18 protein-coding genes are annotated in these 22,929 nt (G+C 72.1%); 8 read left to right on the top strand and 10 right to left on the bottom strand.

Translation table 11 applies throughout. From position 1 onward, the window contains the following. Positions 1–4: 4 nt before the first annotated feature. On the bottom strand, positions 5–1,129 hold the full coding sequence (locus WMF20_RS01755; protein WP_437610131.1) for a Gfo/Idh/MocA family protein: 1,125 nt from the start codon (positions 1,127–1,129) through the stop codon (positions 5–7). 430 nt (positions 1,130–1,559) lie between these two features. On the opposite strand from WMF20_RS01755, the gene WMF20_RS01750 reads away from it, so the two are divergent. Then, positions 1,560–1,868: a catalase-related domain-containing protein gene (locus WMF20_RS01750; RefSeq protein WP_437617260.1), complete on the top strand. Its 309-nt coding sequence runs from the start codon at positions 1,560–1,562 to the stop codon at positions 1,866–1,868. A gap of 310 nt (positions 1,869–2,178) precedes the next feature. Next, positions 2,179–4,614, top strand: coding sequence for a PAS domain-containing protein (locus WMF20_RS01745; RefSeq protein WP_437610129.1), 2,436 nt, complete (start codon positions 2,179–2,181; stop codon positions 4,612–4,614). An 18-nt stretch (positions 4,615–4,632) separates the two neighbouring features. Here the strand turns inward: WMF20_RS01745 and WMF20_RS01740 are convergent, their stop codons facing one another. The 3 genes from WMF20_RS01740 to WMF20_RS01730 all read right to left on the bottom strand — a co-directional run bounded on the left by WMF20_RS01740 (position 4,633) and on the right by WMF20_RS01730 (position 7,790). Beyond that, positions 4,633–5,547, bottom strand: a complete 915-nt coding sequence (locus WMF20_RS01740; protein ID WP_437610127.1) for an MBL fold metallo-hydrolase — start codon at positions 5,545–5,547, stop codon at positions 4,633–4,635. Between the two features lie 357 nt (positions 5,548–5,904). After that, entirely contained in the window at positions 5,905–7,176 is a 1,272-nt protein-coding gene (locus tag WMF20_RS01735) for a cytochrome P450 family protein (RefSeq protein ID WP_437610125.1), read from the bottom strand. After that, on the bottom strand, positions 7,173–7,790 hold the full coding sequence (locus WMF20_RS01730; protein ID WP_437610123.1) for a TetR/AcrR family transcriptional regulator: 618 nt from the start codon (positions 7,788–7,790) through the stop codon (positions 7,173–7,175). Before WMF20_RS01730 ends, WMF20_RS01735 begins: the two co-directional genes overlap by 4 nt. A 171-nt stretch (positions 7,791–7,961) precedes the next feature. Between WMF20_RS01730 and WMF20_RS01725 the strand changes: the two genes are divergently transcribed. The 4 genes from WMF20_RS01725 to WMF20_RS01710 all read left to right on the top strand — a co-directional run bounded on the left by WMF20_RS01725 (position 7,962) and on the right by WMF20_RS01710 (position 13,206). Then, a complete protein-coding gene (locus WMF20_RS01725; protein ID WP_437610121.1) occupies positions 7,962–8,714 on the top strand; it encodes an AzlC family ABC transporter permease in 753 nt (250 codons plus the stop codon). Further along, a complete protein-coding gene (locus WMF20_RS01720; RefSeq protein ID WP_129572714.1) occupies positions 8,711–9,040 on the top strand; it encodes an AzlD domain-containing protein in 330 nt (109 codons plus the stop codon). Before WMF20_RS01725 ends, WMF20_RS01720 begins: the two co-directional genes overlap by 4 nt. A gap of 90 nt (positions 9,041–9,130) precedes the next feature. Beyond that, a complete protein-coding gene (locus tag WMF20_RS01715) occupies positions 9,131–12,352 on the top strand; it encodes a P-loop ATPase, Sll1717 family (RefSeq protein ID WP_437610119.1) in 3,222 nt (1,073 codons plus the stop codon). Between the two features lie 98 nt (positions 12,353–12,450). Beyond that, positions 12,451–13,206: a glutathione S-transferase N-terminal domain-containing protein gene (locus WMF20_RS01710; RefSeq protein ID WP_437610117.1), complete on the top strand. Its 756-nt coding sequence runs from the start codon at positions 12,451–12,453 to the stop codon at positions 13,204–13,206. A 51-nt stretch (positions 13,207–13,257) separates the two neighbouring features. Here WMF20_RS01710 and WMF20_RS01705 read toward each other — a convergent pair whose 3' ends face one another. The 3 genes from WMF20_RS01705 to WMF20_RS01695 all read right to left on the bottom strand — a co-directional run bounded on the left by WMF20_RS01705 (position 13,258) and on the right by WMF20_RS01695 (position 15,801). After that, a complete protein-coding gene (locus WMF20_RS01705; protein WP_437610115.1) occupies positions 13,258–13,938 on the bottom strand; it encodes a DJ-1/PfpI family protein in 681 nt (226 codons plus the stop codon). Between the two features lie 261 nt (positions 13,939–14,199). After that, on the bottom strand, positions 14,200–15,135 hold the full coding sequence (locus WMF20_RS01700; protein ID WP_437610113.1) for a hypothetical protein: 936 nt from the start codon (positions 15,133–15,135) through the stop codon (positions 14,200–14,202). Between the two features lie 51 nt (positions 15,136–15,186). Further along, positions 15,187–15,801, bottom strand: coding sequence for a hypothetical protein (locus tag WMF20_RS01695; protein ID WP_437610111.1), 615 nt, complete (start codon positions 15,799–15,801; stop codon positions 15,187–15,189). 414 nt (positions 15,802–16,215) lie between these two features. On the opposite strand from WMF20_RS01695, the gene WMF20_RS01690 reads away from it, so the two are divergent. Further along, positions 16,216–16,413 (top strand): hypothetical protein, encoded by a 198-nt coding sequence (locus tag WMF20_RS01690; protein ID WP_437610109.1) that lies wholly within the window; start codon positions 16,216–16,218, stop codon positions 16,411–16,413. 157 nt (positions 16,414–16,570) lie between these two features. Then, entirely contained in the window at positions 16,571–16,996 is a 426-nt protein-coding gene (locus tag WMF20_RS01685; RefSeq protein WP_129572706.1) for an organic hydroperoxide resistance protein, read from the top strand. Between the two features lie 58 nt (positions 16,997–17,054). On the opposite strand, the gene WMF20_RS01680 is transcribed toward WMF20_RS01685, so the two are convergent. The 3 genes from WMF20_RS01680 to WMF20_RS01670 all read right to left on the bottom strand — a co-directional run bounded on the left by WMF20_RS01680 (position 17,055) and on the right by WMF20_RS01670 (position 22,632). Next, a complete protein-coding gene (locus WMF20_RS01680) occupies positions 17,055–18,917 on the bottom strand; it encodes an ABC transporter ATP-binding protein (protein ID WP_437610107.1) in 1,863 nt (620 codons plus the stop codon). Then, on the bottom strand, positions 18,914–20,857 hold the full coding sequence (locus tag WMF20_RS01675) for an ABC transporter ATP-binding protein (protein WP_437610105.1): 1,944 nt from the start codon (positions 20,855–20,857) through the stop codon (positions 18,914–18,916). The genes WMF20_RS01680 and WMF20_RS01675 overlap by 4 nt, the downstream gene beginning before the upstream one ends. A 209-nt stretch (positions 20,858–21,066) precedes the next feature. Further along, the gene (locus tag WMF20_RS01670) at positions 21,067–22,632 is read right to left on the bottom strand and encodes a hypothetical protein (RefSeq protein WP_437610103.1); all 1,566 of its coding nucleotides are present in this window, start codon (positions 22,630–22,632) and stop codon (positions 21,067–21,069) included. Between the last annotated feature and the right edge of the window lie 297 nt (positions 22,633–22,929).

Below are 22,929 nucleotides of genomic sequence, written 5' to 3'. Positions count from 1 at the left end.
TCCCTCACTGCTCCGACGGCGACGGCGCCTTCACCGGCTCCGGCGTGGCAACCGCGGGCTTCTTGATGTTCTGGCCCATATCGGGCCTTTGCTCCAGCTTGAGCGGCGGGATCGCCTCGACCCTCCCGCTCGCCGCAGAGCTCTGGATCGCCAGCATCACCCGCACGTCCGCGAGCCCCTCGAGTCCCGACGGCTCCGGCTCCCTGTCCTCGAGGATGCAGCGCGAGAAATAGACGAGCTCGGGGGCGAACTGGTCGCGCTTCTTGAACGTCTTCTCCTCCGTCTTCCCGCCCACCGTCAGGTAATGCTTGATGTCGGCCGTGTAATCGAAGGCCGGCTCCACGCGCAGATCCCCCTCGGTGCCCGCGAGGCGGAACGACGACACGCTCGCGAGCCCCTGGCTGACGGTGAACTGCGCGACGGCGCCGCTCGGGAAACGCAGGATGGCCGCCGTGGTCTCGTCGACATCCTTGGCGCGCCTCTCGTCGATCCGCAGGCTCGTGGCGAGCACCTCGCTCGGCTCCTCGCGGAAGAGGTACCGGGCGGCATTCACGCAGTACACGCCCAGATCGAACAGCGCGCCGCCGCCCTCGTCGCTCCGGGTGCGAATGTCACCGGGGCGCACCACCTGCGTGAACAGCGAGGTAAAGGCGCGCACCTCACCGAGCTTGCCCGAGCGCGCGATCTCGACGGCCTGCAGGTTCGCCTCCTCGAAATGCAGGCGATAGGCGATCATCAGCCTCACGCCGCGGTCCTTCGTGGCGCGGATCATCGCCTCGCAGTCCTCCTCGGTCATGGCCATCGGCTTCTCGCAGAGCACGTGGACGCCCGCCGCCGCGGCCCGCTCCGTGTACTCGCGGTGCATCGCGTTGGGCAGGGCGATGTACACCGCGTCCGCCCGCGCGCGCCTCAGCACGTCCTCGAGCTCGTCGTACCCGCCGCGCTCGGTGACACCGTAGCGCTCGCCCAGCGCGGCGAGCTTCTCGGGGTCGCCCGAGACGAGCGCCACGAGCTCCGAGTTCTCGGCGGCGTTCTTGAACGCCGGCAGCACCGCGACCTGCGCGATGTTGCCCGCCCCGACGACGGCGTAGCGGATCTTCCTGGTCTCCTTCGACGCTGTCTTGGACATGGTTCCTCCATGCGCGGACACCCCGCGTCCGCGGGGAACATGGAGAGATGACCGCAGGCGTCAACCGCCGGGCATGTCGCCCAGGGCGCCCGCCCCCCGGGCCCCCCCGCCCGCGGCCGCCCCCTCCGCGCCCAGAGCACCCCCGCGAGCCGCGTACTACCTGCGCCCGTGCGCTGGTCACCGCATCCCCTCACCCTCCGCCAGCTCCCTCTCGCTGCGCCGCTTCGCCCCGCGCGCCCCGTACCGCACCCTCGCGCTCGCCTTCCGCCGCGGCTCCCCCATCGAGAGCGCCCTCCAGCGCCTCCCGCGACGCTCCGGGGCGCCTACCAGCGCGCCACGACCGCGCCGCAGAGCTGATAGCCCCAAGCTATCACTTACTTCAGCAGCGACGATGTATTGGGAACGATGACGCCCGCAGCCACATTGCCCCATCGCGCGCACGAACGACTACGGCCAGGCCGGCGAGCGGTACCGCGCGTTCGAGCCCTGGGAGCGCGACGAGCTCGTGAAGAACCTCGTCGAGGCGCTATCGCAGCGCGACCACGCCATCCAGGAGCGGAGGATCGGCCACCTCGTCCAGTGCGTTCAGGACTGCGGCCGTCGGGCCGCCGAAGGGCTCTCTTCAAGGGCCGACGGATCCGCCAACGCCTCGAGCGAGCGCCGACTCGGCAGCGCGAGGCTCACCGTCCTCTCCGCAAGGGCGAGCGCGACAGCAGAGATCGCGACGCTCACACTGTAACGACGTGCGCTGTCTCCTTCGATCGAATGTCGCGCAGCCGGAGAGCACCCAAGGCTCCCCCGGCGCTCTCCGCTGCGCGGGCCGAGCGCCGCCGGCGCCCTGCCCCGAGCCCGACGCAGGGCTGCTGAGCGGACCGAGGTGCCGCCCGAGCGCTCGTGATAAGCTCACCTCGCGCCTGCCGGAATGGGTAGAAGGCGCGAGGGGCGGAGTGAACAGCGACGACGGAGGGCGTGGGGCCGAGCGGGGTGGACCGTCCGGGAGGGGACGTCGCGGGGACCCGCCGGCGTCGGACGGCGCGCTTGCCCGCGCCGTGGCCGACGCGTCGCTGGCCCTGTTGCGCGCCGGCGAGGGCGGCACGCCGCGCGCGATCGTCGCGGCGGCGTCGCGCCTCCTGCACGCCGACATCGCCTGTCTCTACGAGCTCGCCGAGGGGCCGCGAGCGCTCATGCTCGTCGCCTCGGAGGGCGGCGGCGGCGCGCTGGACGCGCTCCAGCGCCTGCCGCTCGACGCCCCGAGCCTCGCGGCCGAGGCCGCACGCGCCGGGGTCGTCCAGGGCGCGCCGGACGGCGAGGGCGCAGCGGCGCTGCTCGACGCCGGCCACCTGCGCGACCGCTGCGGCTGCGCCCACGCGGTCGCGATCCCGATCGCCTTCGCCGGCGACCTGCGCGCGGTGCTGCTCTGCGCCGCCGCGCAGCCGACCCTGCCGCAGGCCGAGGCGGTCGAGATCGCGGGCGCCCTGTCGAGCCTGTTCGGCATGGCGCTCGCCGCCGCCGAGCCCCGCGCCCTGCGCGCGCGGATCGAGGAGCTCGAGCAGGAGAAGCGCGCGCTGGAGCGCACGCGCGAGCAGCTGAACGCGGCGATCGCGGAAGCCAGGAAGACGGAAGCCGCGCTCCGGCTGAGCGAGGACAGCCTCGCCCGGGCGCAGAAGATCGCCAGGCTGGGCAACTGGGACTGGCACATTCCGACCGACGAGCTGTTCTGGTCCGAGGAGTGCTATCCGATGCTGGGGCTGTCCCGCGACGCCGGCGCGCTCACGTACGAGCGCTTCCTCGCCTGCGTCCACCCGGAGGACCGCGAGGGCCTCATGCGCGCCGTCGACCTCGCGCTCCGGGGGGAGAGGCCGTACTGCATGGAGTACCGGATCCTCCGCCCGAGCGGCGAAGAGCGCCTCCTCCACACCGAGGCGGACGTGGTCCGCGCCGACGACGGAACCCCGCTCCGGCTCATCGGCACGGCCCTCGACGTCACCGAACAGCGGCGCGCCGAGCAGGCCTTGCGGCTCAGCGAAGAGCGCCTGCGGATGATCGCGGAGCACGCGAGCGACGTCATCTTCCGCATGCGGCTCGGCCCGGAAGGCGGGTACGAGTACATCAGCCCCGCCGTCCTCGAGCACACCGGCCATCCGCCCGAGGCCTGGTACGAGGACCCTCAGCTGTTCCTCACGCTGATCCACCCCGAGGACGAGGGGCGTTATCACGAGTTCGTCGAGCAGATGGCCGCGGCCGGCGGGCGGCTCACGTTCCGGATCATCGACAGGAGCGGCCGGATCCGCTGGATATCGACCCACATCACGATCCAGCGCGACGAGCACGGCAACCCGGTCGCCGGGATCGGCATCTCGCGCGACGTCACGGCGGAGAAGCTCGCCGACGAGGAGCGCGAGCAGCTCCTCCGGCAGCTCTCGGCCGAGCGGAGCTGGCTCACCGCGGTCATCGAGCGCTCGCCCGTCGGCATCCTCCTCCTCGACCAGTCCGGCGCGCAGATCGCCTGGAATCATCGCGCCCAGGAGCTCGCCGGGATCGACGCGCCGCCCGCGCAGGCGGGCGCGTGGGGCCTCTGCTCCCTGGACGGGCAGCCGCTCCCGGACGGCGAGCAGCCCTCGGCGAGCGCGCTGCGCGGCGAGGTCACGAGCTCGAGGGAGCTCGCGCTGCGGCGCGCCGACGGCGGCACGCTGGCGGTGCTCGTGAGCGCCGGGCCGATCGTCGACGGGGGCGGGAAGCTGCTCGGGGCGGTGGTCGTCTTCGACGACATCACGCGGCTCAAGGAGCTCGAGCGGCTCAAGGAAGAGTGGACGTCGGTGGTGGCGCACGATCTGAAGCAGCCGGTGACGACGATCATCGGCTATGCGACCCAGATCGAGCGCAAGCCCCAGGTGGCGGCCGCGGTGAAGACGAGGGCGGGGCATATCGTGGCGAGCGCCAAGCGGCTCGGGCGGATGGTGTCCGATCTGACGGACATCTCCCAGATCGAGTCGCGGCGGCTCGCGATCGAGAGCGCTCCCGTCGATCTGCCGGCGCTCCTTCAGGCGGTCGTGGAGCGGATGGCGGGCGAGACGGAGGGACACGCGGTCGAGGTCGAGATCCGGGGCGAGATCCCGGTCGTGTGCGCGGACGCGGCGCGCGTGGAGCAGGTGCTCAGCAACCTCATCTCCAACGCCGTGAAATACGGTGATCCGGAGACGCCGATCCGGGCGTCGCTGGAGCGGCGCGGCGACGAGGTGCAGATCTCCATCCGGAACGGCGGCCGCGAGATCCCGGCCGAGGATCTCCCGCTGCTGTTCGAGCGGTTCTTCCGGGGGAGGGCGAGGGAGGAACGCGCGGTCGGGCTCGGGCTCGGGCTGTACATCGCGAAGGGGCTGGTCGAGGCGCACCACGGCAGGATCTGGGTCGAGAGCCCCAAAGGGGGGTGCACGACGTTCCATTTCACGCTGCCGGTGGCGGCGGCGCCGCGGCGGGACGCGGCGTAGTCAGGGGCTCTCCGCGGCTCAAATCCGCTGTGCTCGGGCCGCAGCGGGGGCCCACAGCGGCGGCTCGGGCGCGCCCTTCTCCCGGACGCCCGCCGGCACGGCGTGGCTCCGCCCGGTGAGGCGCTCGAACTCCACGACGTCATGAGAGCACACGAGGGTCACCTCGTGGCCGTGCTCCCGGCGAAGCGCCCGCAGCCGCCGCTGGTTCTCGAGCCGCGCGCCGCGGTCCTTCTCCATCATGAGCTGATAGAGGCGCAGGCCGGGCGTGCAGGTGGGCCGCACCGGGTCCATCTCGCGGTAATAGAAGTACGCATCGCCGGCGAGGAGCAGCCAGCCGCCATCGCTCCGGATCGCCACGCCCGCGTGGCCCAGCGTGTGACCGATGAGCGGGACGAAGAGCACCTCGTCCTTCAAACCACGCACCGGCCGCGCCCCCTCGAAGCCGAACCAGCGCTCTCCGCCGTCCGAGGGATAGGCGATCCAGTTCGGCTGCGTCGACCACTGGGCCGGCCGGTAACGCATCCGGTCGAGCAGCGTCCGCCGGGCGACCGCGGCGTCACGCTCGTCCGCGAGCAGGTGGACCTCCGCGCCAGGAAAGTCGTCGAGGCCCCCAGCATGGTCGAAATCGAGGTGGGTGAGCACGATGTGACGGACATCCTCGGGCCGGAAGCCGAGGCGCTGGATCTGCCGGCACGCCGTCATCTCGGCGCGGAATTCCGGTCGTACCAGGAACAGAAAGAACCGGCTGAGCCGCTTCCTCGCCATCGAGACATCCAGCAACCCAAGCCCGGTGTCCACGAGCACCAGGCCGCTGTCCGTCTCCAGGAGCAGGCAGTGGCACGTCAGCCTCCCGCGGAGCCCCAGCGTCTGGCCATCCATCAGCGCGCCGCCGATCGGACAGGTCGAGATGCAGTTGAGATGATGGATTCGCACGGCCGCCTCTCCTTTCGCCGCTACCCTGCCCCCGGGGACGGCCGCCCGAGGGACCGGCGCCGAGGCGGGCACACCGCACGTCGCGCGCTCGACCCGCTCACCGCGACCGCTCGCCGACCGTCGCGAGGACAAAGCCTGGGCTCCCCGGAGCGCATGAGGCACGGTGGGTGCATGGAGCATGCCGGTCGCCGGGCTCCAGATCGCGTGAACGGAAGGACGGCAAAGACACGACCGCGGACAGGAGCGCCCTGGACTCGCGCCCGACTTTCCGGCGGCGCGGAGGGACGGACGACCTTTCTGCCACACAGGGACACTCCGCGACATCGGCGCGCGAACACCGAGCGCGAAGAGCGTGCTCTACAGCGGCGCGCCCGCCTCCGGCGGCCGCGGCGCCCGAGGGACGGAGTAGACCGGCGCCGCCGCGCACTTCACCGGCAGCCGGTCGAGCCCGCGCAGGATGGACGACGGCTTCCACGTCAGGGACGAACGCGGCACGGCGAGCCGCAAGCCGGGGAGATCCTGGACGATCGCGGGAAACGCGATCTGCGCCTCGAGGCGCGCCAGCGGCGCGCCGAGGCAGTAGTGCGCGCCGTTGCCGAAGGCGAGGTGCCGGTTGGGGTCGCGGTCGAGCATCAGCCGCTCGGGGCTCGCGAAGACCTCCTCGTCGTGGTTCGCCGAGCCGAGCACCGCGAAGAGCCGCTGTCCCCGCGGGACCACGCGCTCGCCGAACGCGACGTCCTCCGTCGTGTACCGCTCGGTCGCGAGCTCGACCGGGCTCGTGAAGCGCAGGAGCTCCTCGACCGCCGGCTTGATCAGCTCGGGCTCGCGCCGCAGGCGGTCGAGCGCCTCCGGATCGTCGAGCAGGGCGAGCGTCCCGCTGGCGATCAGGTTCACCGTCGTCTCGTGGCCCGCCACGACCAGGAGGAGGACCATCGCGAGCATCTCCTCCTCGTTCAGCCGGCTGCCCGCCTCCTCGGCGCGCACGAGCGCCGCGATGAGATCGTCCCCGCCCGTCCGGCGGCGCCGCTCCAAGAGCGCGCGCAGGTAGCGCAGGAACATGTAGAGCGACGGCGTCGCGAGCACCATGTCCACGCTCGTGACGATCCCGACCAGGCGGTTCGTCCAGGCCCGGAAGCGCGGCCAGTCCGCCTCGGGAATGCCGAGCAGCTCGCAGATCACCGTCATCGGCAGCGGCAGCGCGATCTCTTCCAGGAGGTCGATCGCGCCGCGCGCCCGGGCCCGCGAGACGAGGCGCTGGGTGATCGCCTCGACGCGCCCGCGCAGCTCCTCCACCCGCCGCGGCGTGAAGGCCTGGTGCACCAGGGCGCGCAAGCGGGTGTGATCCGGAGGGTCATGATCGAGCATGCTCTTCGTCAACGGGCGGAGGAACCAGGGCATCCACGGCACCTGCCTGGCCCGCTCCTCCGCGCTGAGCGCGCGATACGGGTCCTTGCCCAGGCGCGGGTCCTTCAGCGCAGACGCCACGTCGGCATAGCGCGTCACGAGCCACGCGGGCTTCCCGTCCTTGAGCACGGTGCGCACGACCGGCGCCTCGGCGCGCAGCCGCGCGTAGAGCGGATAGGGGTTCGCCTTGTGCTTCGCGCTGGAGATATCCGGGATCGACATCATGCTGGACCGCCTTTCTTGGAAGCTCGCGGCCGCGCGGGCCGGCGCCCCGCGCCCGCCTCGGGCTGCGCGAGCGCGAGGAGCGCGTCGCGCAGCGCCCGCAGCTGGCCTTCGCTGAACGCCATCGCGCCGAGCGCCTGGGAGAGCCAGAAACCGTCGAGCGCAAACTGGATCGCGATGGCCCGCCCCACCGGGATGTCCTCGGCCGCGTCGCGCGCGACCGCCTCGGCGGTCAGCTTGCTGCCGTGGCGCGCCAGCGCGGGCTGAGCGCTCACCGCCTCGATGATCGCGAGGAGCAAGGCGCGAGGCGCGGCGGTCTCGCGCTCGTCCTCGTCGAAGGTCAGCGCGATCTGCGCCCGCAGCCGGGCGCCCCGGGGCTCCGGGTCCTGCGCCGCGCGCTTCGCGGCGTCGTCGTTCACCCGGGCCGTCAGCCGATCGACGATCGCCGTCAGGAGCGCGTCCTTCGTCGCGAAGTGGTGAAAGAAGCCCCCTTTGCTGATCCCCGCCTCGGTGATCACCGCCTCGACGGTCAGCTGGTTCACCCCGCGCGAGACGATGAGCCGCTCGGCTGCGTCGAGGATGCGCTCTCGCGCGCTGGAGTAGGTCCGCGCCGGCATCGAGGATGTATACCGACCAGTCGGTCGGTATGCAAGGCGATCGCTCCCCGCCAGCGCCAGAGCGCCAGACGCCGGCGGATCCCGGGGCGGGCCGCCCTGGGCGGCGGCGCCGGGCTGGCGGCCTTGACTTTTGCAACCCGCCTGGACAGTTCCTAGCCCTCGAGCGACCGCATGTCCTTCGCCGCCTTCGCCCGCGCCACCGCGCTCCACCCCGAGTTCCGCCGCGGGGCGCGCGAGATGCTGCACGTGTCGCTCGGCGTCGCCGCCTGGGGGCTCGTGACCGGCGTCGCGATGGTCAAGAGCGGGCTCACCGCGCCGCTCGCGGTGCTGATGTCGCTCGCGGTCTTCGCCGGCAGCGCGCAGCTCGCCGCGATGCCGCTGATCGCGTCCGGCGCGCCGATCTGGGTCGTCTGGGCCACCGCCGCCTGCGTGAACCTGCGGTTCGTGATCTTCAGCGCGATGTGGCGGCCCTACTTCGCGCCGCTCCCGCGCTGGCGGCGGTGCCTGTGCGGCTACTTCAGCGGCGACCTGAACTACGTGATCTTCATGAAGCGCTTCCCCGTGCCCGGCCCGGCGCCCGAGCAGGAGCCCTATTTCTGGGGCGGCGTCGCGACGAACTGGTCGGCATGGCAAGGCTCGTCGCTGGGCGGCATCGCGCTGGCCAACGCGATCCCGGTCGAGTGGGGCCTCGGCTTCGCGGGCGTGCTCGCGCTCCTCGGCGTCGCGTGCTCGCTGCTCCAGGACAGGGCCACCTGGCTCGCCGCCGGCACCGCCGCTGGCGCCGCGGTGGCCGCCTACGCGCTGCCGCTGAAGCTCAACATCCTGGTCGCCATCGCCGCAGCGGTCGCGGTCGGCCTGGGCGTCGAGGCGGCCGAGGGGGCGCACCGACGCGCGCGCCAGGGGGCCGAGGAGGCCGGGCGATGAGCGCCTGGGAGATCTTCGTCGCCATCCTCGGCCTCGCGCTGATCACGGCGTTCACCCGCGCCTTCTTCCTGTACCCCGACCGGGATCTGCCGCTGCCCGGCTGGCTCCGGCGCGGGCTGCGCTACGCGCCGCTGGCCGCGCTGGCGGCCGTGATCGTGCCCGAGGTGGTGATGACGGACGGGCACCTGATCGCGACCTTGCAGGACGCGCGCCTGCCCGCGAGCCTCGCGGCGAGCGTCTACTACGTCTCTCGCCGCGACATCCTGGGCACCATCGTGACCGGGATGGCGGTGTTCCTGCCGCTGCGCATCGGACTCGGCTGGTAGGCGCGGGCACACCGGTTCTCCTGAAGCGCCGGGGCTGGTACGCTGCGCGACATGTCGGATGAGAGTGCCCACCGACCGGAAGGAGCCACGGTGCCCTCCGCGGCTCAGAGCGACTCGTCGCGGAGCCGGCTCGGCCCGGGGGACGTCGTTGGCGAGCGCTGGCGGCTCGAGGAGTTCCTCAAGAAAGGGGGCATGGGCCGGGTGTTCCGGGCCACCGACCTTCACCTCGGCGGGCCGGCGGCGCTCAAGCTGATGGATCCGGGGGTCGTCGGGACCGAGAAGGCGCGCGCCCGCTTCCTCCGCGAGGCGCAGACCGCGGCGAAGCTGCGGGGCACGAACGTGGTGCAGGTCCTCGACTTCAACGTCGATGGCGCGACGCAGGTGCCCTACATCGCCATGGAGCTCCTCCGCGGCGAGGACCTGGCCGAGCGGATCGCCCGCGGGCCGCTCTCCTACGAGGAGACGGCCGCGGTCCTCGGCGATGTCTGCAGCGCGCTCGGCAAGGCCCACCGCCTCGGCGTCGTCCACCGCGACATCAAGCCGGCCAACGTCTTCCTCGTCGACGATGATCGCCCGCTCTGCAAGGTCCTCGACTTCGGGATCGTCAAGCTCGAGGACCTCGGGCTCGATCGCCAGGGGACGCCGCAGACCGACGCGGGCGCGACCCTGGGCACCGTGAGCTACATGAGCCCGGAGCAGATCGCCAACGCCCGGGGCGTCGATCACCGCGCGGACCTGTGGTCGCTCGGCGTGATCGCCTACGAGTGCATGACCGGGCGCCGGCCCTTCCGCGGCGAGTCGCTGTACGAGCTGGTCCACAAGATCTGCTTCGATGTCCCGCCGGCGCCGTCGCGGCTGGCCGAGGTCCCGAGCGGCTTCGACGCCTGGTTCGCCCGGGCGACCCACCGCGACCGCGACCGCCGGTTCGCCTCCGCCGGCGAGCTCCTCGAGGCGCTCCGGGCGCTCGCCGGCCGCCCGCCGGACAGGCCGGCGCAGAGGCCGCCCCCCGGCGGCCCGCCCGACCTCCCGAAAGACCACAGCTGGGTCTCGGACGCCAACCAGATCGACATCGGCGCCCTCAAGGACCTGACCTTCAAGAACGCCGTGGTCCGCGAGTTCCTCGACAGCGCCAAGAAGCACTTCGTCTCGGGGAGCAAGGGGCTCGGCAAGACCCTCCTCCTCACGTACAAGCGCTCGGTCCTCAGCGAGATCTACCTCGCGACCGGCCGCGAGCGCCGCCACGCCGCCGTGCAGTTCATCCCGGAGGGGCGGCCGTACCTCGATCTGATGGGCGACCTGCCCAGCGTCGACCAGACCCAGCGCGACCTCATGTCGCGGCTCCACGACTGCAAGCGGCTCTGGAGCTTCAGCCTCCGCCTGTCGATCGTCTCCTACCAGTCCGCCGCCGCCGCCGGCGATCCCGAGGACCTCTCGCCGCTCCCCCGGAACCTGCGCGGGCTCCTCGAAGGCCGGCCGGTCGAGCCGACGATGGTGCTGAAGGAGCTCCTCTCGATGACCGTCCGCCAGATCAACCAGGTCGTCGACGCGCTGGAGCGCCCGCTCGAGCGGCGGCTCCGCTCGCTCCACAGCGGCGTCTACATCTTCATCGACAAGCTCGATCAGGCGCTCCGGGGGCTGCCGCGAGACGCGTGGATCCACATGCAAGCGGGGATGATCGAGGCCGCGTGGGACCTGATGAACGCCAACCCGCACGTCAAGATCTTCGCCACGATCCGGGAGGAGGCGTTCTCGGCCTACGAGTCCGACATCAAGGCCAACCTCTTCGGCGCGACCGCGAGGCTCCGTTACGAAAAGCACGAGCTCTTCGAGCTGCTCGAGAAGCTCACGTATTATTACGAGAGGCTGCCGCTCCGCGAGTTCATCCACCTCGACGAGGTGCGCGCGGGGCGCTCGTCCCGCGGCGAGTCGACCTTCGACTTCCTCTGCCGGCACACCCTCGGGCGGCCGCGCGATCTCGTGATCCTCGCCTCGGAGATCTCGCGCAACCGGCAGGCCCTCGACGAGCGGACCTTCACGCGGATCGTGCAGAGCACCAGCGCCGGCCTCCTCGTCGCCAACATCTTCGACGAGATGCGCGTCTTCCTCGAGGTGCTCCGCAACCGCGACAAGCGGGATGAGTTCCTCGCCCTGCTCCCCAGCGACGTCCTCACCCACGACGAGCTGGTCGAGGTGTGGTGCAAGCTGCACCAGGTCGACCGCGCGTACTTCGACGCTCACGGCCGGAACGCCGACGACGTCTACCACCCTTTCCGCGAGCTCTTCGAGTGCGGCCTGCTCGGCGTGCTCCGCGACGAGCCCGGTGCCGAGCGCCAGGTCCAGCGCTTCCGCCAGCCGCACGACGCCGTGGTCGGCTCGCGCCACGCGCTGCCGCGCTCGCGGTTTTACCTGCTCCACCCTTCTCTGCGCGCGCTGATCGAGCCGCTCCCCGGCGGCGGCCAGTTCAACGCGATCCGCAACGTCGTCATCGGCCACGGGGAGCCCTGGCCCCGCCACTGGGACCTCGTGGTCGACGTCCAGCGCGAGCTCTTCCGGCGCCCGGACGCCGACGAGGAGATCGGCAACGCGGTGTTCTCCCTCCTCGACCGCCTCTCGGCCGACATCGCCGACGGCGAGGGAGAGGGCGCCGCGCGCCAGGCGATCGCCGCCTCCCCCACCTTCACCCGCCTCAGCGCGCACCTGGAGCGGATCCACTGGGACGACCTCCACCTCGCGCTCCTCGAGCTCTTCCCGACACGGCGCCGGGAGGAGGAGCCCGAGCTGACCGACCGGGTGGAGGTGGCGATGCTGCTCATCGATATCGTCCGATCGACCCGCATGCTCCACGACATCGGCGATACAAGCTTCGTCGACCACCTCCACCGGCTCCGCGGCGCCCTGCGCGGGTCGACGAACCCGCGCCTCCTCAAGGGGACCGGCGACGGGTACCTCGCGGTCTATTCGACAGTGGCCCGCGCCGTCGAGGCGGCCCGCGTGCTCCGTCGCGCCGTCGGCGACGCTGCCGAGCTCCGCCTCATCGTCCACTGGGGCCGGGTGCGGATGAGCGATCACGACGTCCTCGGCACGGAGGTCCACCGGCTCTTCCGGATCGAGGCGGTCACCGAGGACGATCGCGCGGACGAGCCGAGCGCCGGGGTCGCCCTGCCGCGCCCCGGCCGGGTGACGCTCTCGCGCGCGGCGGCCGCCGCGCTCCCCGACGCGGAGCGCGCGGACTTCCGCCGGGCGGGCGCCTTCCGGCTCAAGGATTTCGACGCGCCCGAGTCGCTCTGGGTCGAGATCGACGCCGGCGCGTGAGGCGCCCGGGGTGCGCCCGAGGGCCGGCGGCGAGGGGCCGCGCCTCTGCGGGCGATCGGCCGAGGGCGCGGGGGCGCGTGTGGTACGCTGCCGGCGCCATGACCGAGCTCCTGGGCCTCGTGTTCTCGCCGTGGACCGAGAAGGCGCGCTGGGCGCTCGACGTCCGCCGCGTCCCGTACACCTTCCGGCACTACCAGCCGCTCGTCGGCGAGCCGGCGCTCCGGGTGAAGCTCCGCCGGCTCACCGGCCGCGTCTCCGTGCCGGTGCTCACCGCCGACGACGGGCGCGTGCTCGCGGACTCGGCCGACATCGCGCGCTGGGCCGACGGGCGCGGCGCCGGTCCGACCCTGTTTCCGGCCGAGCACGAGGCCACGATCGCGCGGCTCATCGACCTGTCCGAGCGCGCGCTCGCCGCCGGGCGCGCCCGCGCGCTGTCGCGCATGCTGGCCGACGACGAGGCGCTCGCCGAGATGGCCCCGGGGCCGATCCGCCGCGCGCACGCCGCCCTCGCGGCGCGGCTCGGCGGGCTCGGCGTCCGCCGCACCCTGCGCAAGTACGGCGGCCACGAGGACGGCGCCGAGGCGCACCTGCGAACGCAGGTCGCGGCGCTGGACGAGCTCCGCGCGACGCTCGCGCGGAGCGTGCCGTCCGGAGACGGGCCGAGGACGCTCCTCGGCCGCTTCACGTTCGCCGACATCGCGATGAGCCAGGTGCTCGTGAACGTGGCGCCGCCCGCCGAGCTGAAGCTCGGCGCCGCCAGCCGCCGGAGCTTCTCCGACCCCGAGCTGCGCGATCGCTACGCCGACCTGATCGCGTGGCGCGACGAGCTCTACCGCGTCTTCCGGACGAGCTGACGGGCCCTGTCCTGCGAGCGAGGCATCAGCGGCCCTCGGGATCGACGCGCCTCACCAGCGCGCCGCGGCCTGCTCCGCGGCCTCTTTGGCCTGCGCGAGCGGCTGCGCGATGCGGCCGCGCAGCTGCTCGACGACGGCCGGGGGCGCGGACTCGGGCGAGCCCGCCTGGAACGGCGGATCGGGGTCGTACTCCATCACGAGCTGCGCCGTCTGCGCGGCCTCCTCGCCCCGCATCTTGGCGGCGATCCGGAGGCCGAAATCGATGCCCGACGTCACGCCGCCTCCCGTGATGCGGTTCCGGTCCTCGACGTAGCGCGCGTCGACGCGCTCGGCCTCGAGGAGGGGCAAGACCTCGCGGAATGCCCAGTGCGTGGTCGCGCGGTGACCGCGGAGCAGCCCCGCCGCGCCGAGCACGAGCGACCCCGTGCAAACGCTCGTCACGTAGCTCGCCTGCTCCGCGCGCGCCGCGAGGAAATCGAGGACCTCGCCGTCCTTCATCACGGCGATCGTGCCCGCGACGCCGCCCGGAACGAAGAGGATCTCGAGCTCCTCGGGACACGTGTCGAAGGTCGCCGTGGGAAGGAGGGTGATGCCCGAATCCGTCGTCACGGCGTCGAGCGTCTTCCACACGAGGTGTATTTTCGTATCTTCGAGGATACTGAACGCGGTCTGGGGACCGATGAGATCGAGCGCGGTGAAGCCCGGATAAATCAGCATGGCAATGTGCTGCATGGGGGAGCTCTCTCCTTCAGGCGTTGTGGGCGATGGCTCAGGACCGGCGTCGTCCTGCGCGCATCCGCCGAGCGTTTGCAGGGTGGCGAGCGCGGCGCTCGCGGCAGCGAGATCCAGGATTTGTCGGCGTTTCATGAGGCCTGTTTACGCGCTGTCATGCGGCGCTACCATGCGACACGTTGTCCTGCGGCGCGATGTCGCATGGCGGGGACGCCGGGAGGAGCAGGCGCGCTCGATCCCGGAGGAGCGGAGGAGCTTGTCCTAAGGACTCGTATCGTCGCCTGCCGCGCCGCCCGCGCCGCCGGCGCCCACCGCTCGGCCTCCCGCGCCGCCTTCTCCTGACCACCCCCCCTCTCCGAAGCCGCCCTCGCCCAGCCAGCCCCCCTCGCCGAACCCACCTTCTCCCGACCAACCGCCTTCCCCCCACCAGCCGCCCTCGCCGGACCAGCCCCCGACGCCCGCGCCGGGGTCCGGCGGCCGGAAGTCGCTCAGGTGCGCGAACGCGTCGGAGCGCTGGGCCTGGCAGATGCCGAACGGCAAGGGCGGCTGCAGCACGCACGCCGCGCCCTCCCCGCAGTCGCCGTCATCGCAGCAGTATCGCTGGCATGCGTAGAGACCGCCCATGCACGTGAACCCCGGGCCGCAGGTCTCGAACGACACGGAGCAGGTCTTGCAGCTCTTCGCGTCGTTCGTCTGCCAGAGACACTGGAACAAGCCGGCGAAGGCGTCGTAACCGCACTGCCCCACCTGCCCTTCGCACCCCTCGTTCGTGATGGGATTGCAGGTGACCATGACCCCGTCGACAACAACGCAGCTCCCGTTGCTCGCGACCGCGTCGGGCGGCGCATCGATGCACGCCGGGAGGAAGCCGCTGCCGGAAAGGTCGACCTCCGCGTCGATGAGGTCGTCGTCCTCCGAGGTCTGCACGGCCACGCACTCGCCGGCCACCAGCGTCGTCCCTGGCCCGCACCGCACCGCGGGCGGCGTGCCGTCCGGCTCGGCCACGCACTCGTTCCCTCGCTGCACCGTCCGGTCGCCGCACGCGAGCGACGGCCCCGCGGCCGCGGGAGGGGCCCCGCCGCCGTCGCCCTTGCAGGACGGGAGGATCAGCGCGCACACCAGCGCGCCGAGCAGCGCCGGCCCCGCCGCGCCGCCGCCGGGCGCAAGGCGCGCTCCAGGCCATCGCTTCCCAGACATGCTTCCGCTCTCCATCTCTCGGGTGGGTGCCATCGCTTCGGTGTCTCCGGCTCAGTCCAGCTTCGCCCCGGCCTCGATCCACGCGCGGATCGCCGCCCGCTCCTCCGCGCCGAGCTCTCCCCCGACGGGCATCAGCGCGGTGCCCTGGGCCCGCTCGGCGCAGCCGGGCTCGATCTTGCAAACCAGGTAGCTCTCGTCCGCCGCGCCCGGCGCGATCAGCGCCCGGCCCGGCACCTCGCGGGACGGCGCGCCGATGACCTCGCCCCCGGCGAGCGCGGCCCGCCGCAGGTCGAGCCCCGACGCGCGCTCGGCGCCGTGGCACGGGGCCGACGCGCAGCGTTGGTCGAAGATCGCCTGCACCGCCTCGACGTCCGACGCGACAGGGCCGCCGTCCTCCGGGTCGCTCGGGCACCCCGCGTACGCGATGGGCTCGTCGGCGACGCGCGTGTCCGGCTGCCAGCCCTCCGGCAGCCCGCGCACGAAGCGGTAGAGCGCCCGCGTCGCCTCCTCGGACCAGCCGCTCTCGACGAGCGGCATGCGCGCCCCGAGCGCGTCGCCGAGGAGCCGCAGGTAGAGGAAGCTCCGCTCGGGCCTCCCGGGCACGAGCTGCCTGAGCTCGGCGCCGGCGGCGTCGCGGCCGTTGCCGTTCGCGTCCCCGACGACCACGTCGGCCCCCCGCCGCGGCCATCGCGCCGAGCGCCGCCCCGGATAGAAGAAAACGACGACGTCTCATCGCCCCAGCACCTGTCACCCTCGACCCACCGTCCAGCGCGGGGCGCGACACGCCCCTAGAAAATTACCATATTGCCGTCGACATCTACCGCGCGGTCGCGCGCGACCTGCGGAACGTGCCGAATCGTCGCTCGCCTCGTGGCCTCATGAATGGCGAAGGGCCCGTCGATCCTTCACGCGATCGCGCGTGGCTCGTCGTTTTTTACGGTGCGCGCCGACGGCACAGCGCACCTGTCCGATGGAGAGGTTCGAGAGGGTCTGCGGAGGCGAGGCCTGAGCGCTCGATCTCCCCGGTTCCTCTCCAACGAGACTTCTCCAGAATGCGCCCGTCGCGCGCCGAGTGGTATCATGGCGCACGATCGCGACGTGCGTTCGCTGCGCCGGGGAGGCGGCCCCACGCGGCTCGGGCCGCCGGGCCAGGCGTCGCTCTATTTCAACGATCCGTTCGGCAACCGTCTCGAGCTTGTCACGCTCGGATTCACGGGGGAGATCCCCGTCGGCGCGCCGGACGTCTCTGCGCTGGAGTACACCTGGACCGGCACCTGAGCCGCGCGCCGCGCGGCCCCGCGCGATCGCCTCCTTCGTTGCGCACGGTGAGGTTGAGCAGTATGGGGAGCGTATCCGAACGGCGGCCTGGCCGGGCCCTGCCCCGCGGGGGTGGATCTTCCGTGCCCGGGTCTGTCGTCACGAAAGGAGCGCTCCGATGCCTGTTGACGTGAAGTACACGACCCAAGCCACTGCTCAGGGCGGCCGCGACGGCCGGGCCAAGACTGCGGACGGTGCCCTCGACGTGAAGCTCTCGACGCCGAAGGAGCTTGGCGGCGCCGGTGGCGAGGGGAACAACCCGGAGCAGCTCTTCGCGGCGGGCTACGCCGCCTGCTTCCTCGGTGCGTTGAAGTTCGTGGCCGCGCAGGAGAAGGCGCGGATCCCTGCCGAGGCCACCGTGACGGCGACGGTCGGCATCGGCCCCCGCTCCGAGGGCGGCTTTGGCCTCGACATCGGCCTGCGCATCTCGCTGCCGGGCATCGAGCGTTCGCAGGCAGAGCAGCTGGTCGAGAAGGCGCACCAGGTTTGCCCCTACTCGAACGCCACCCGCAACAACGTCCCCGTCCGCCTGGAAGTCGCCTGATCGACGACCGTCGCCCTCCCACGTCGGAGCGACATCGCCTGCATCTCTAGACCACTTCTCAGGGGGACGTCCCCTCTCGATGGAGCGCCGCGAACACCCCACCTCGGGCGAGCAGCTCCGCGTGCGTCCCCTGCTCCACGACCCGCCCGTGATCGAGCACGACGACCCGATCCGCGTGCCGGATCGTGCTCAGCCGGTGCGCCACCACGAAGCTCGTCCGCCCGCGCAGGAGCCGCCCGAGCGCCGCCTGCAGCCGGGCCTCGGTCAGCGCGTCCACCGAGCTCGTCGCCTCGTCGAGCAGCACGATGCGCGGACGCGCGACCATCGCCCGCAGGAAGCACACGATCTGCCGCTGCCCCAGCGACAGCCCCGTCCCCCGCTCGCCCACCTCGGTGCGGAGGCCCTCCGGCAGCGCGTCCAGGAGGTCGAGCACGTCCAGATCCCGCGCCGCGTCGCGGATCTCGGCGTCGGTCGCCGCCGGGTTCCCCATGCGCACGTTGTCGAGCACCGTGCCGCTGAAGAGGAAGTTGCTCTGCAAGACCAGCCCGAGCTGCGCGCGCAGCGACGCCGACGAGGTCGCCGCCAGATCGTGCCCGTCGACGGTGATCGACCCCGCCGTCGGCAGGTACAGCTTCGCCAGCAGGTTCAGGATCGAGGTCTTGCCGCTGCCCGTGTGCCCGACCAGCGCGATCATCTGGCCGGGCTCGGCGACGAGATCGACCCCGTGGAGCACCGACTTGCCCGGGTCGTACGCGAAGCTCACCCCCTGGAAGACGACCCGGCCGCGCGCGGGCGGCAGCGCCGGGAGGCCGCCCTCGTCGGGCCAGTCAGGCTCGGCGTCGAGCACGCGGAGGAGCCGCTCGGCGCCCGCCATCGCCGTCAGGGCCTGGTTGTACTGGTTGCCCAGGACCGGGATCGGGTTGAACAGGAGGTTCGCGAGGAAGAAGAACTCCACGAGCACGCTGAGCTCGATCGCCCCGTGCAGCGCCTGATAACCGCCGACGACCACGAGCACGGCCAGGAACAGCTGCCCGTTGAACTCGAGGAGCGGCAGGAAGGCGGCCGAGTGGCGCGCCGCTTCCATGTTGTAGCGCGAGTGATCGAAGATCAGCGCCCGGAAGAGCCCTCCGTTGATGTCCTGCCGCACGAAGCCCTGCGTCACGCGCACCCCCGTGACCGACTCGGCGAGCGTCGCCGTGACCCGGGTGAAGCTCTCCTGCGCGCGCTGGTGCGCGGCCCCGAGGCGCTTGTGGAAATAGACGATCAGCCCCCAGAAGATGGGGACCATCGCCGCCACCACGAGGAAGAGCGGCCAGTGCGCGCGGGCCATCAGCGCCATCGCCACCGCCATCGTGCCGAGCTGCACCGTGCTCACGAACACGACGTCCTGCACCGCCACCCGGATCGCGTCGATGTCGGAGGTCATGCGGCCGATGAGGCGCCCCACCTTCGTCTTCACGAAGAAGCTCATCGGCATGCGCAAAAGGTGCCTTTCTAGCCGATCGCGCATGTCGAACACCACCGCCTCGCCGAGCTCGAGCGCGAGGCGCGAGCGGTAGTGGAAGACCACCGCCGTGAGCAGCGCGAACGCCCCGAAGCCGAGGACGGAGAGCACCGTGGCGCGCGCGTCGCGCCGGGCCACCGGGCCGCTGATGATCGCGCCGACCGCCCAGGTGAGGAGCGGGAGCTGGATCGACCGCACCACGACGAGCGCGAAGAGCGCGTTGCGCTTCCTCGCGTACGGGCGTGTGAACGCGAACACGCGCCGCACGAGCCCGAGATCGAGCCTGCCGTGGGCGTGGTCGCGCTCGTCCTCGATCGCGGCGCGCGAGAGGCCGAGGCGCACGTCGATCGGCGCCGGCTCGGCCGCGGCGCGCGCCGGCCCCGCCGCCGCCTTCGTGGCGCGGCGCGTCGCGCTCACGCCGGCTCCTCGGCCGGGCCCTGCGCCGCGGGGCGCGCGCCGCCGCGCCGCGATGGGCTCTCGTCCGCGCGCGCGGCGGCGGCGTGCGCGTCGTGCAGCGAGAGCGCGCTCGCGTAGTGGCCGCGCCCCCGGAGCAGCTCCTCGTGGGTCCCGCGCTCGACGACGCGGCCCCGGTCGAGCACGATCACCTGGTCCGCGCGGCGGAGCAGGTGGGCCCGGTGCGTGGCCATGATCGTCGTCCGCCCCCGGGTCGCGCTGAGGATCGCGTCGAGGATCTCGCGCTCGGTGCGCGCGTCCACCGCGGCCGTCGGGTCGTCGAGCAGGAGCAGCGGCGGGTCGAGCAGCACGGCGCGCGCGATGGCGAGCCGCTGCCGCTGGCCGCCCGAGAGGTTGACCGCCGACTCGCCGAGCTCGGTGTCGTAGCCCTCGGGCAGCTCCCGGATGAACTCGTGCGCGCGGGCGATGACCGCGGCGCGCTCGATCTGCTCCCGCGTCGCGTGCGGGGCGCCGAACGCGATGTTGGCCGCCACCGTGTTGCTGAAGAGGAAGTTGTCCTGGAAGACGACCCCCATGCGCCGGCGGATCAGGTCGAGGTCGTACCGCCGGAGGTCGACGCCGTCGAGCAGGACCCGCCCGGAGGTCGGATCGTAGAAGCGCGGGATCAGGCTGAGCAGCGTGCTCTTGCCCGCGCCGGTCGGGCCGATCACGGCGACGAACTGCCCGGGCGCGACGTCGAGGTCGACCTCGTGGAGCACGGGCCTCGCCGGGTCGTACCCGAACGTGACGCGCTCGAAGACGAGGCGCCCCTCCGCGTGGGCGGGGCGCTCGGGCGCCTCGGGGCTCGTGATCTCGACGGGGGTGTCGAGCACCTCGAAGACGCGCCGCGCGCCGATGAAGCTCTGCTGCGCGGTGTTGACGATCGTCGCCATGCTCGCGATCTGCCCGGAGAACTGCTGCAGGATGCCGGCGAACACCACGAGCTGCCCGAGCGTGATCCGGTCGCGCGTGACGAGCAGCCCGCCCATGCCGAGCAGGAGGACGAGGCTCAGCTGCCCGAGCAGGTCGATGGTCGGGCTGAGCACGCTCACCTTCCGGAACGTGCCCTGCTGCTGCTCGCGCACCTCGCGGTTCCGCTCGTCGAAGCGGCGGTGGGCCTCGCGCTCTCGCCCGAGCCCCTTGATGACCTGGATCCCCTGCAGCCCCTCGCTGAAGCTCAGGACCATGCGGTCGACGAGCTCGCGGTTCTGCAGGTAGGCGGGCCGCACCCAGCGGGCGAAGAGCGTGCTCGCGATCCAGAGCAGCGGCGTCGGCGCGAGGCACACGACCGTCAGCAGGGCGTGCGTGCGCAGCATGTACGCGACGTACACGGCGAGCGACAGGACCATGATGACGCTCTGCAGCAGCACGCCGTCCACGAACGAGCGCACGAGCTGCACGTCGCCGGTGACGCGGTTGATGAGCGAGCCGCTCGTGTTGACGTCGAAGAACCGGAAGCTCAGCCGCTGGAGCTTGTCGTACACCCGCGCGCGGAGATCCGGGACGATCTCCATGTGGACGAGGTGGCCCACCGAGAGCGCGTACCCGTAGTTGAGCACCGCGCGGGCGGCCGCCATGGCGAGGATGGCGCCGCCGATCGAGAGGACCGCGGCCATGGGCTCCCGCTCCACGTCGACCAGCCGGCCGAGGCCGAGCGGCGGCGCGGGCGCGCGGATCGACGGATCGAGCCGGTGGCGGAGGATGTCGATGGCGAGCCCGGTCAAGCCGAGCCCCGCGAGCCCCAGCGAGAGCAGGACGATCTGGTAGCCGAGCACGCGCGCGACCCGCCCCCGGTACGCCCAGCTCAGCCCGAGGAGCCGCAGGAGGAGCGAGCGCCCGCCGCGGGAGCGCGCCGCTTCGGGCGCGGGGAGCGCGCCGCGATCAGAACGTGAGCCGGACGACATCGGAGCAGGGCACCTGGCAGGCCGGCCACGCCGGGGCCCGTACCCTACCGGCTCGCGCGGCGTTGGCCAGCGGCTTGCGCGCGCGGGTCGGCGACGCTCGTGCAGCGACGGACGTGGGAGGACCGCAAGGCTGCCGTGGACGCCAAGATGTCCGAGAGGGCTCGCCTCTTGGCGGCCTTGGCGGTCGTCGTCTCCTCGTCGGGGCGCCGCTAGTACATGAGGTTGCCCTGGCCGAGCTGGAAGGTGATGTTCGTGCCGAACTGATCGCGCGCGTTCTGGACGCGCAGGAGCGCGATCGAGATCCGGCTCTCGCGCGCCGACCAGCCCGCCGCCGAGAGGGCCGCGGCGATCTCGGTCTTCGCCTGCTGGAGGCGGTAGTGCGAGACGCTGTGCAGCGGCGTGCCGACGACGGTGAGGACCTCCAGCGCGTCGTCGATCTCGACCTCGGCCAGCTCCATCAGGCGCTTCTGGACGTCGTCGCGGGTGTCGTGGAACTGGCGCGCGAGCACGCGGGCGGCCTGCAGGCGCTGCTTCGCGAGGTCGAGGTTGAACGCGGCGTTCAGGACGCGGAGGAAGCGCCCCATCTTGCTGATGTCGGCGTTGGGGAACTGGATGGGGGTGCCGAACCGCGCCTCCAGCTCCCGGGCAGCCGGCGACTGCTTGAACTGCGGCCCGGTGTAGAAGGAGATCGCCCCCTCGATGGTGTTCCCGAAGGCGTTCGAGTGGAAGAACGGCGGCGTGTCGGCGGCCTCGATGAGCGGCGGGGTGTTGAACGTGCCGTCGCCGTACCCGTCGAGGATATTGCGGCCGAGGACGTCGATGTTGGGCGCCGGGAGCCCGGCGCCCCCGAACCCGCCGTCGAACGCCCCCGGGGAGTCGCCGGTCGCCGGCGCCTTCCGGGCCCCGGTGTCCAGGTTGCGGTTCCGCCCCGTGTCGAGGTGGTTCGCCCCCGCGTTCGAGTGGCACACGTTGCAGCGGCCTCGCTGCGGATCCAGGAACGCCAGCCGCCCCTCGTTCGCATCGGGGTCGGTGAGCTTCACCCGCTCGAGGTTGAGCTCGTTCAGCCGTCCCAGGCTCAGCTGGTAGGCCAGCGCGAGATCGAGCTCCTGCTCGGTGGGGAGCCGGAACGAGACCCCCGGCTTACGGCTGAGATCCTTCGGCAGGTGCTGCGTGACCGCTCCGGTGAGGAAGTCGCGCAGCGAACCGCTGCCCGGGGCGCCGTCGCCCGACCAGCCCGTGCGTTCGAGCGGCATGCCCTCCCCCTCCTGCGCCGGGTCCGGCGCGATGGTCGTCGCCAGCGAGAGCGTGTGCTGGACCCCGCGCATCACGTACTTGCCGTCGAGATCGTCGAAGCCGTCGATGTTCTCGCGAATGAGGCCGAGCGTCTTCAGCTCGTAGAGCTCGAGGTCGTTCAGCTCGGGCTCCTGCTCGTAGACGAACAGCGGATCAAAAGGGTTGATGTCGATGAGAGCGTCGATGAAGGGAATGTCAATCGTGAAGTTGTTTTCGACAGGATGACAGGATCCGCATGTCCGGCCGTTGCCCTCGAAAGTTTCGCGAAAGAAGATGTCAGCGCCTGCGCAAATTTCCCTGGTGACGAGCCCGGCGATCACGCGAGGATCCTGTTCGCAAGCAGCAAGCCTGTCCTCGGCGGTGAGCGCGCTCGACACGGCGGCGTGACGCTTGCCCTCCGGCGCGGAAGGGGCGCACGCGGCGAGGAGGGTGACGGCGACGAGCGGAGCGACGAACGAGGAACCCCAATTCGAACTTGGCATAGCGCTCTCTCTTCCTGTGACCGTTGTTCCGTACAGCTGCCGAAACGCGACGCTCATGGGGGCTGCGCGCGCTCGGCGTGCAGCACCGGGGAAACGCGGTGGAAACCGGCTCGGCGGGCGTCGGCCGTCGACGCGATCCAGGCCGGCCGTGCAGGCTCAGCCGTGGACGAGATGGCCTCTCTCGGTCCTCCATGCCGCCCTCGAGGCGTACCGGAGACCCCCTGAGCCGCTCCCGTGCGACAAGGGCACTCTCGCCGCCCCGCGGTCAGGTGAGCCGCGCGGGGCCGGCGCTGGGGC

Source organism: Sorangium sp. So ce834 (genome assembly GCF_051521425.1).
Classification (GTDB): Bacteria; Myxococcota_A; Polyangia; order Polyangiales; family Polyangiaceae; genus Sorangium; species Sorangium cellulosum_D.
This window is presented reverse-complemented; position numbering and strand designations above follow the sequence as displayed.

What these genes read in the sequence shown, in the direction of transcription:
- WMF20_RS01730 (WP_437610123.1), bottom strand. Translation starts at nt 7,790, where the DNA reads ATGCCGGCGCGGACCTACTCCAGCGCGCGAGAGCGCATCCTCGACGCA.
- WMF20_RS01710 (WP_437610117.1), top strand. Translation starts at nt 12,451, where the DNA reads ATGACCGAGCTCCTGGGCCTCGTGTTCTCGCCGTGGACCGAGAAGGCG.
- WMF20_RS01670 (WP_437610103.1), bottom strand. Translation starts at nt 22,632, where the DNA reads ATGCCAAGTTCGAATTGGGGTTCCTCGTTCGTCGCTCCGCTCGTCGCC.
- WMF20_RS01755 (WP_437610131.1), bottom strand. Translation starts at nt 1,129, where the DNA reads ATGTCCAAGACAGCGTCGAAGGAGACCAGGAAGATCCGCTACGCCGTC.
- WMF20_RS01675 (WP_437610105.1), bottom strand. Translation starts at nt 20,857, where the DNA reads ATGTCGTCCGGCTCACGTTCTGATCGCGGCGCGCTCCCCGCGCCCGAA.
- WMF20_RS01720 (WP_129572714.1), top strand. Translation starts at nt 8,711, where the DNA reads ATGAGCGCCTGGGAGATCTTCGTCGCCATCCTCGGCCTCGCGCTGATC.
- WMF20_RS01735 (WP_437610125.1), bottom strand. Translation starts at nt 7,176, where the DNA reads ATGATGTCGATCCCGGATATCTCCAGCGCGAAGCACAAGGCGAACCCC.
- WMF20_RS01725 (WP_437610121.1), top strand. Translation starts at nt 7,962, where the DNA reads ATGTCCTTCGCCGCCTTCGCCCGCGCCACCGCGCTCCACCCCGAGTTC.
- WMF20_RS01690 (WP_437610109.1), top strand. Translation starts at nt 16,216, where the DNA reads ATGGCGCACGATCGCGACGTGCGTTCGCTGCGCCGGGGAGGCGGCCCC.
- WMF20_RS01705 (WP_437610115.1), bottom strand. Translation starts at nt 13,938, where the DNA reads ATGCAGCACATTGCCATGCTGATTTATCCGGGCTTCACCGCGCTCGAT.
- WMF20_RS01700 (WP_437610113.1), bottom strand. Translation starts at nt 15,135, where the DNA reads ATGTCTGGGAAGCGATGGCCTGGAGCGCGCCTTGCGCCCGGCGGCGGC.
- WMF20_RS01685 (WP_129572706.1), top strand. Translation starts at nt 16,571, where the DNA reads ATGCCTGTTGACGTGAAGTACACGACCCAAGCCACTGCTCAGGGCGGC.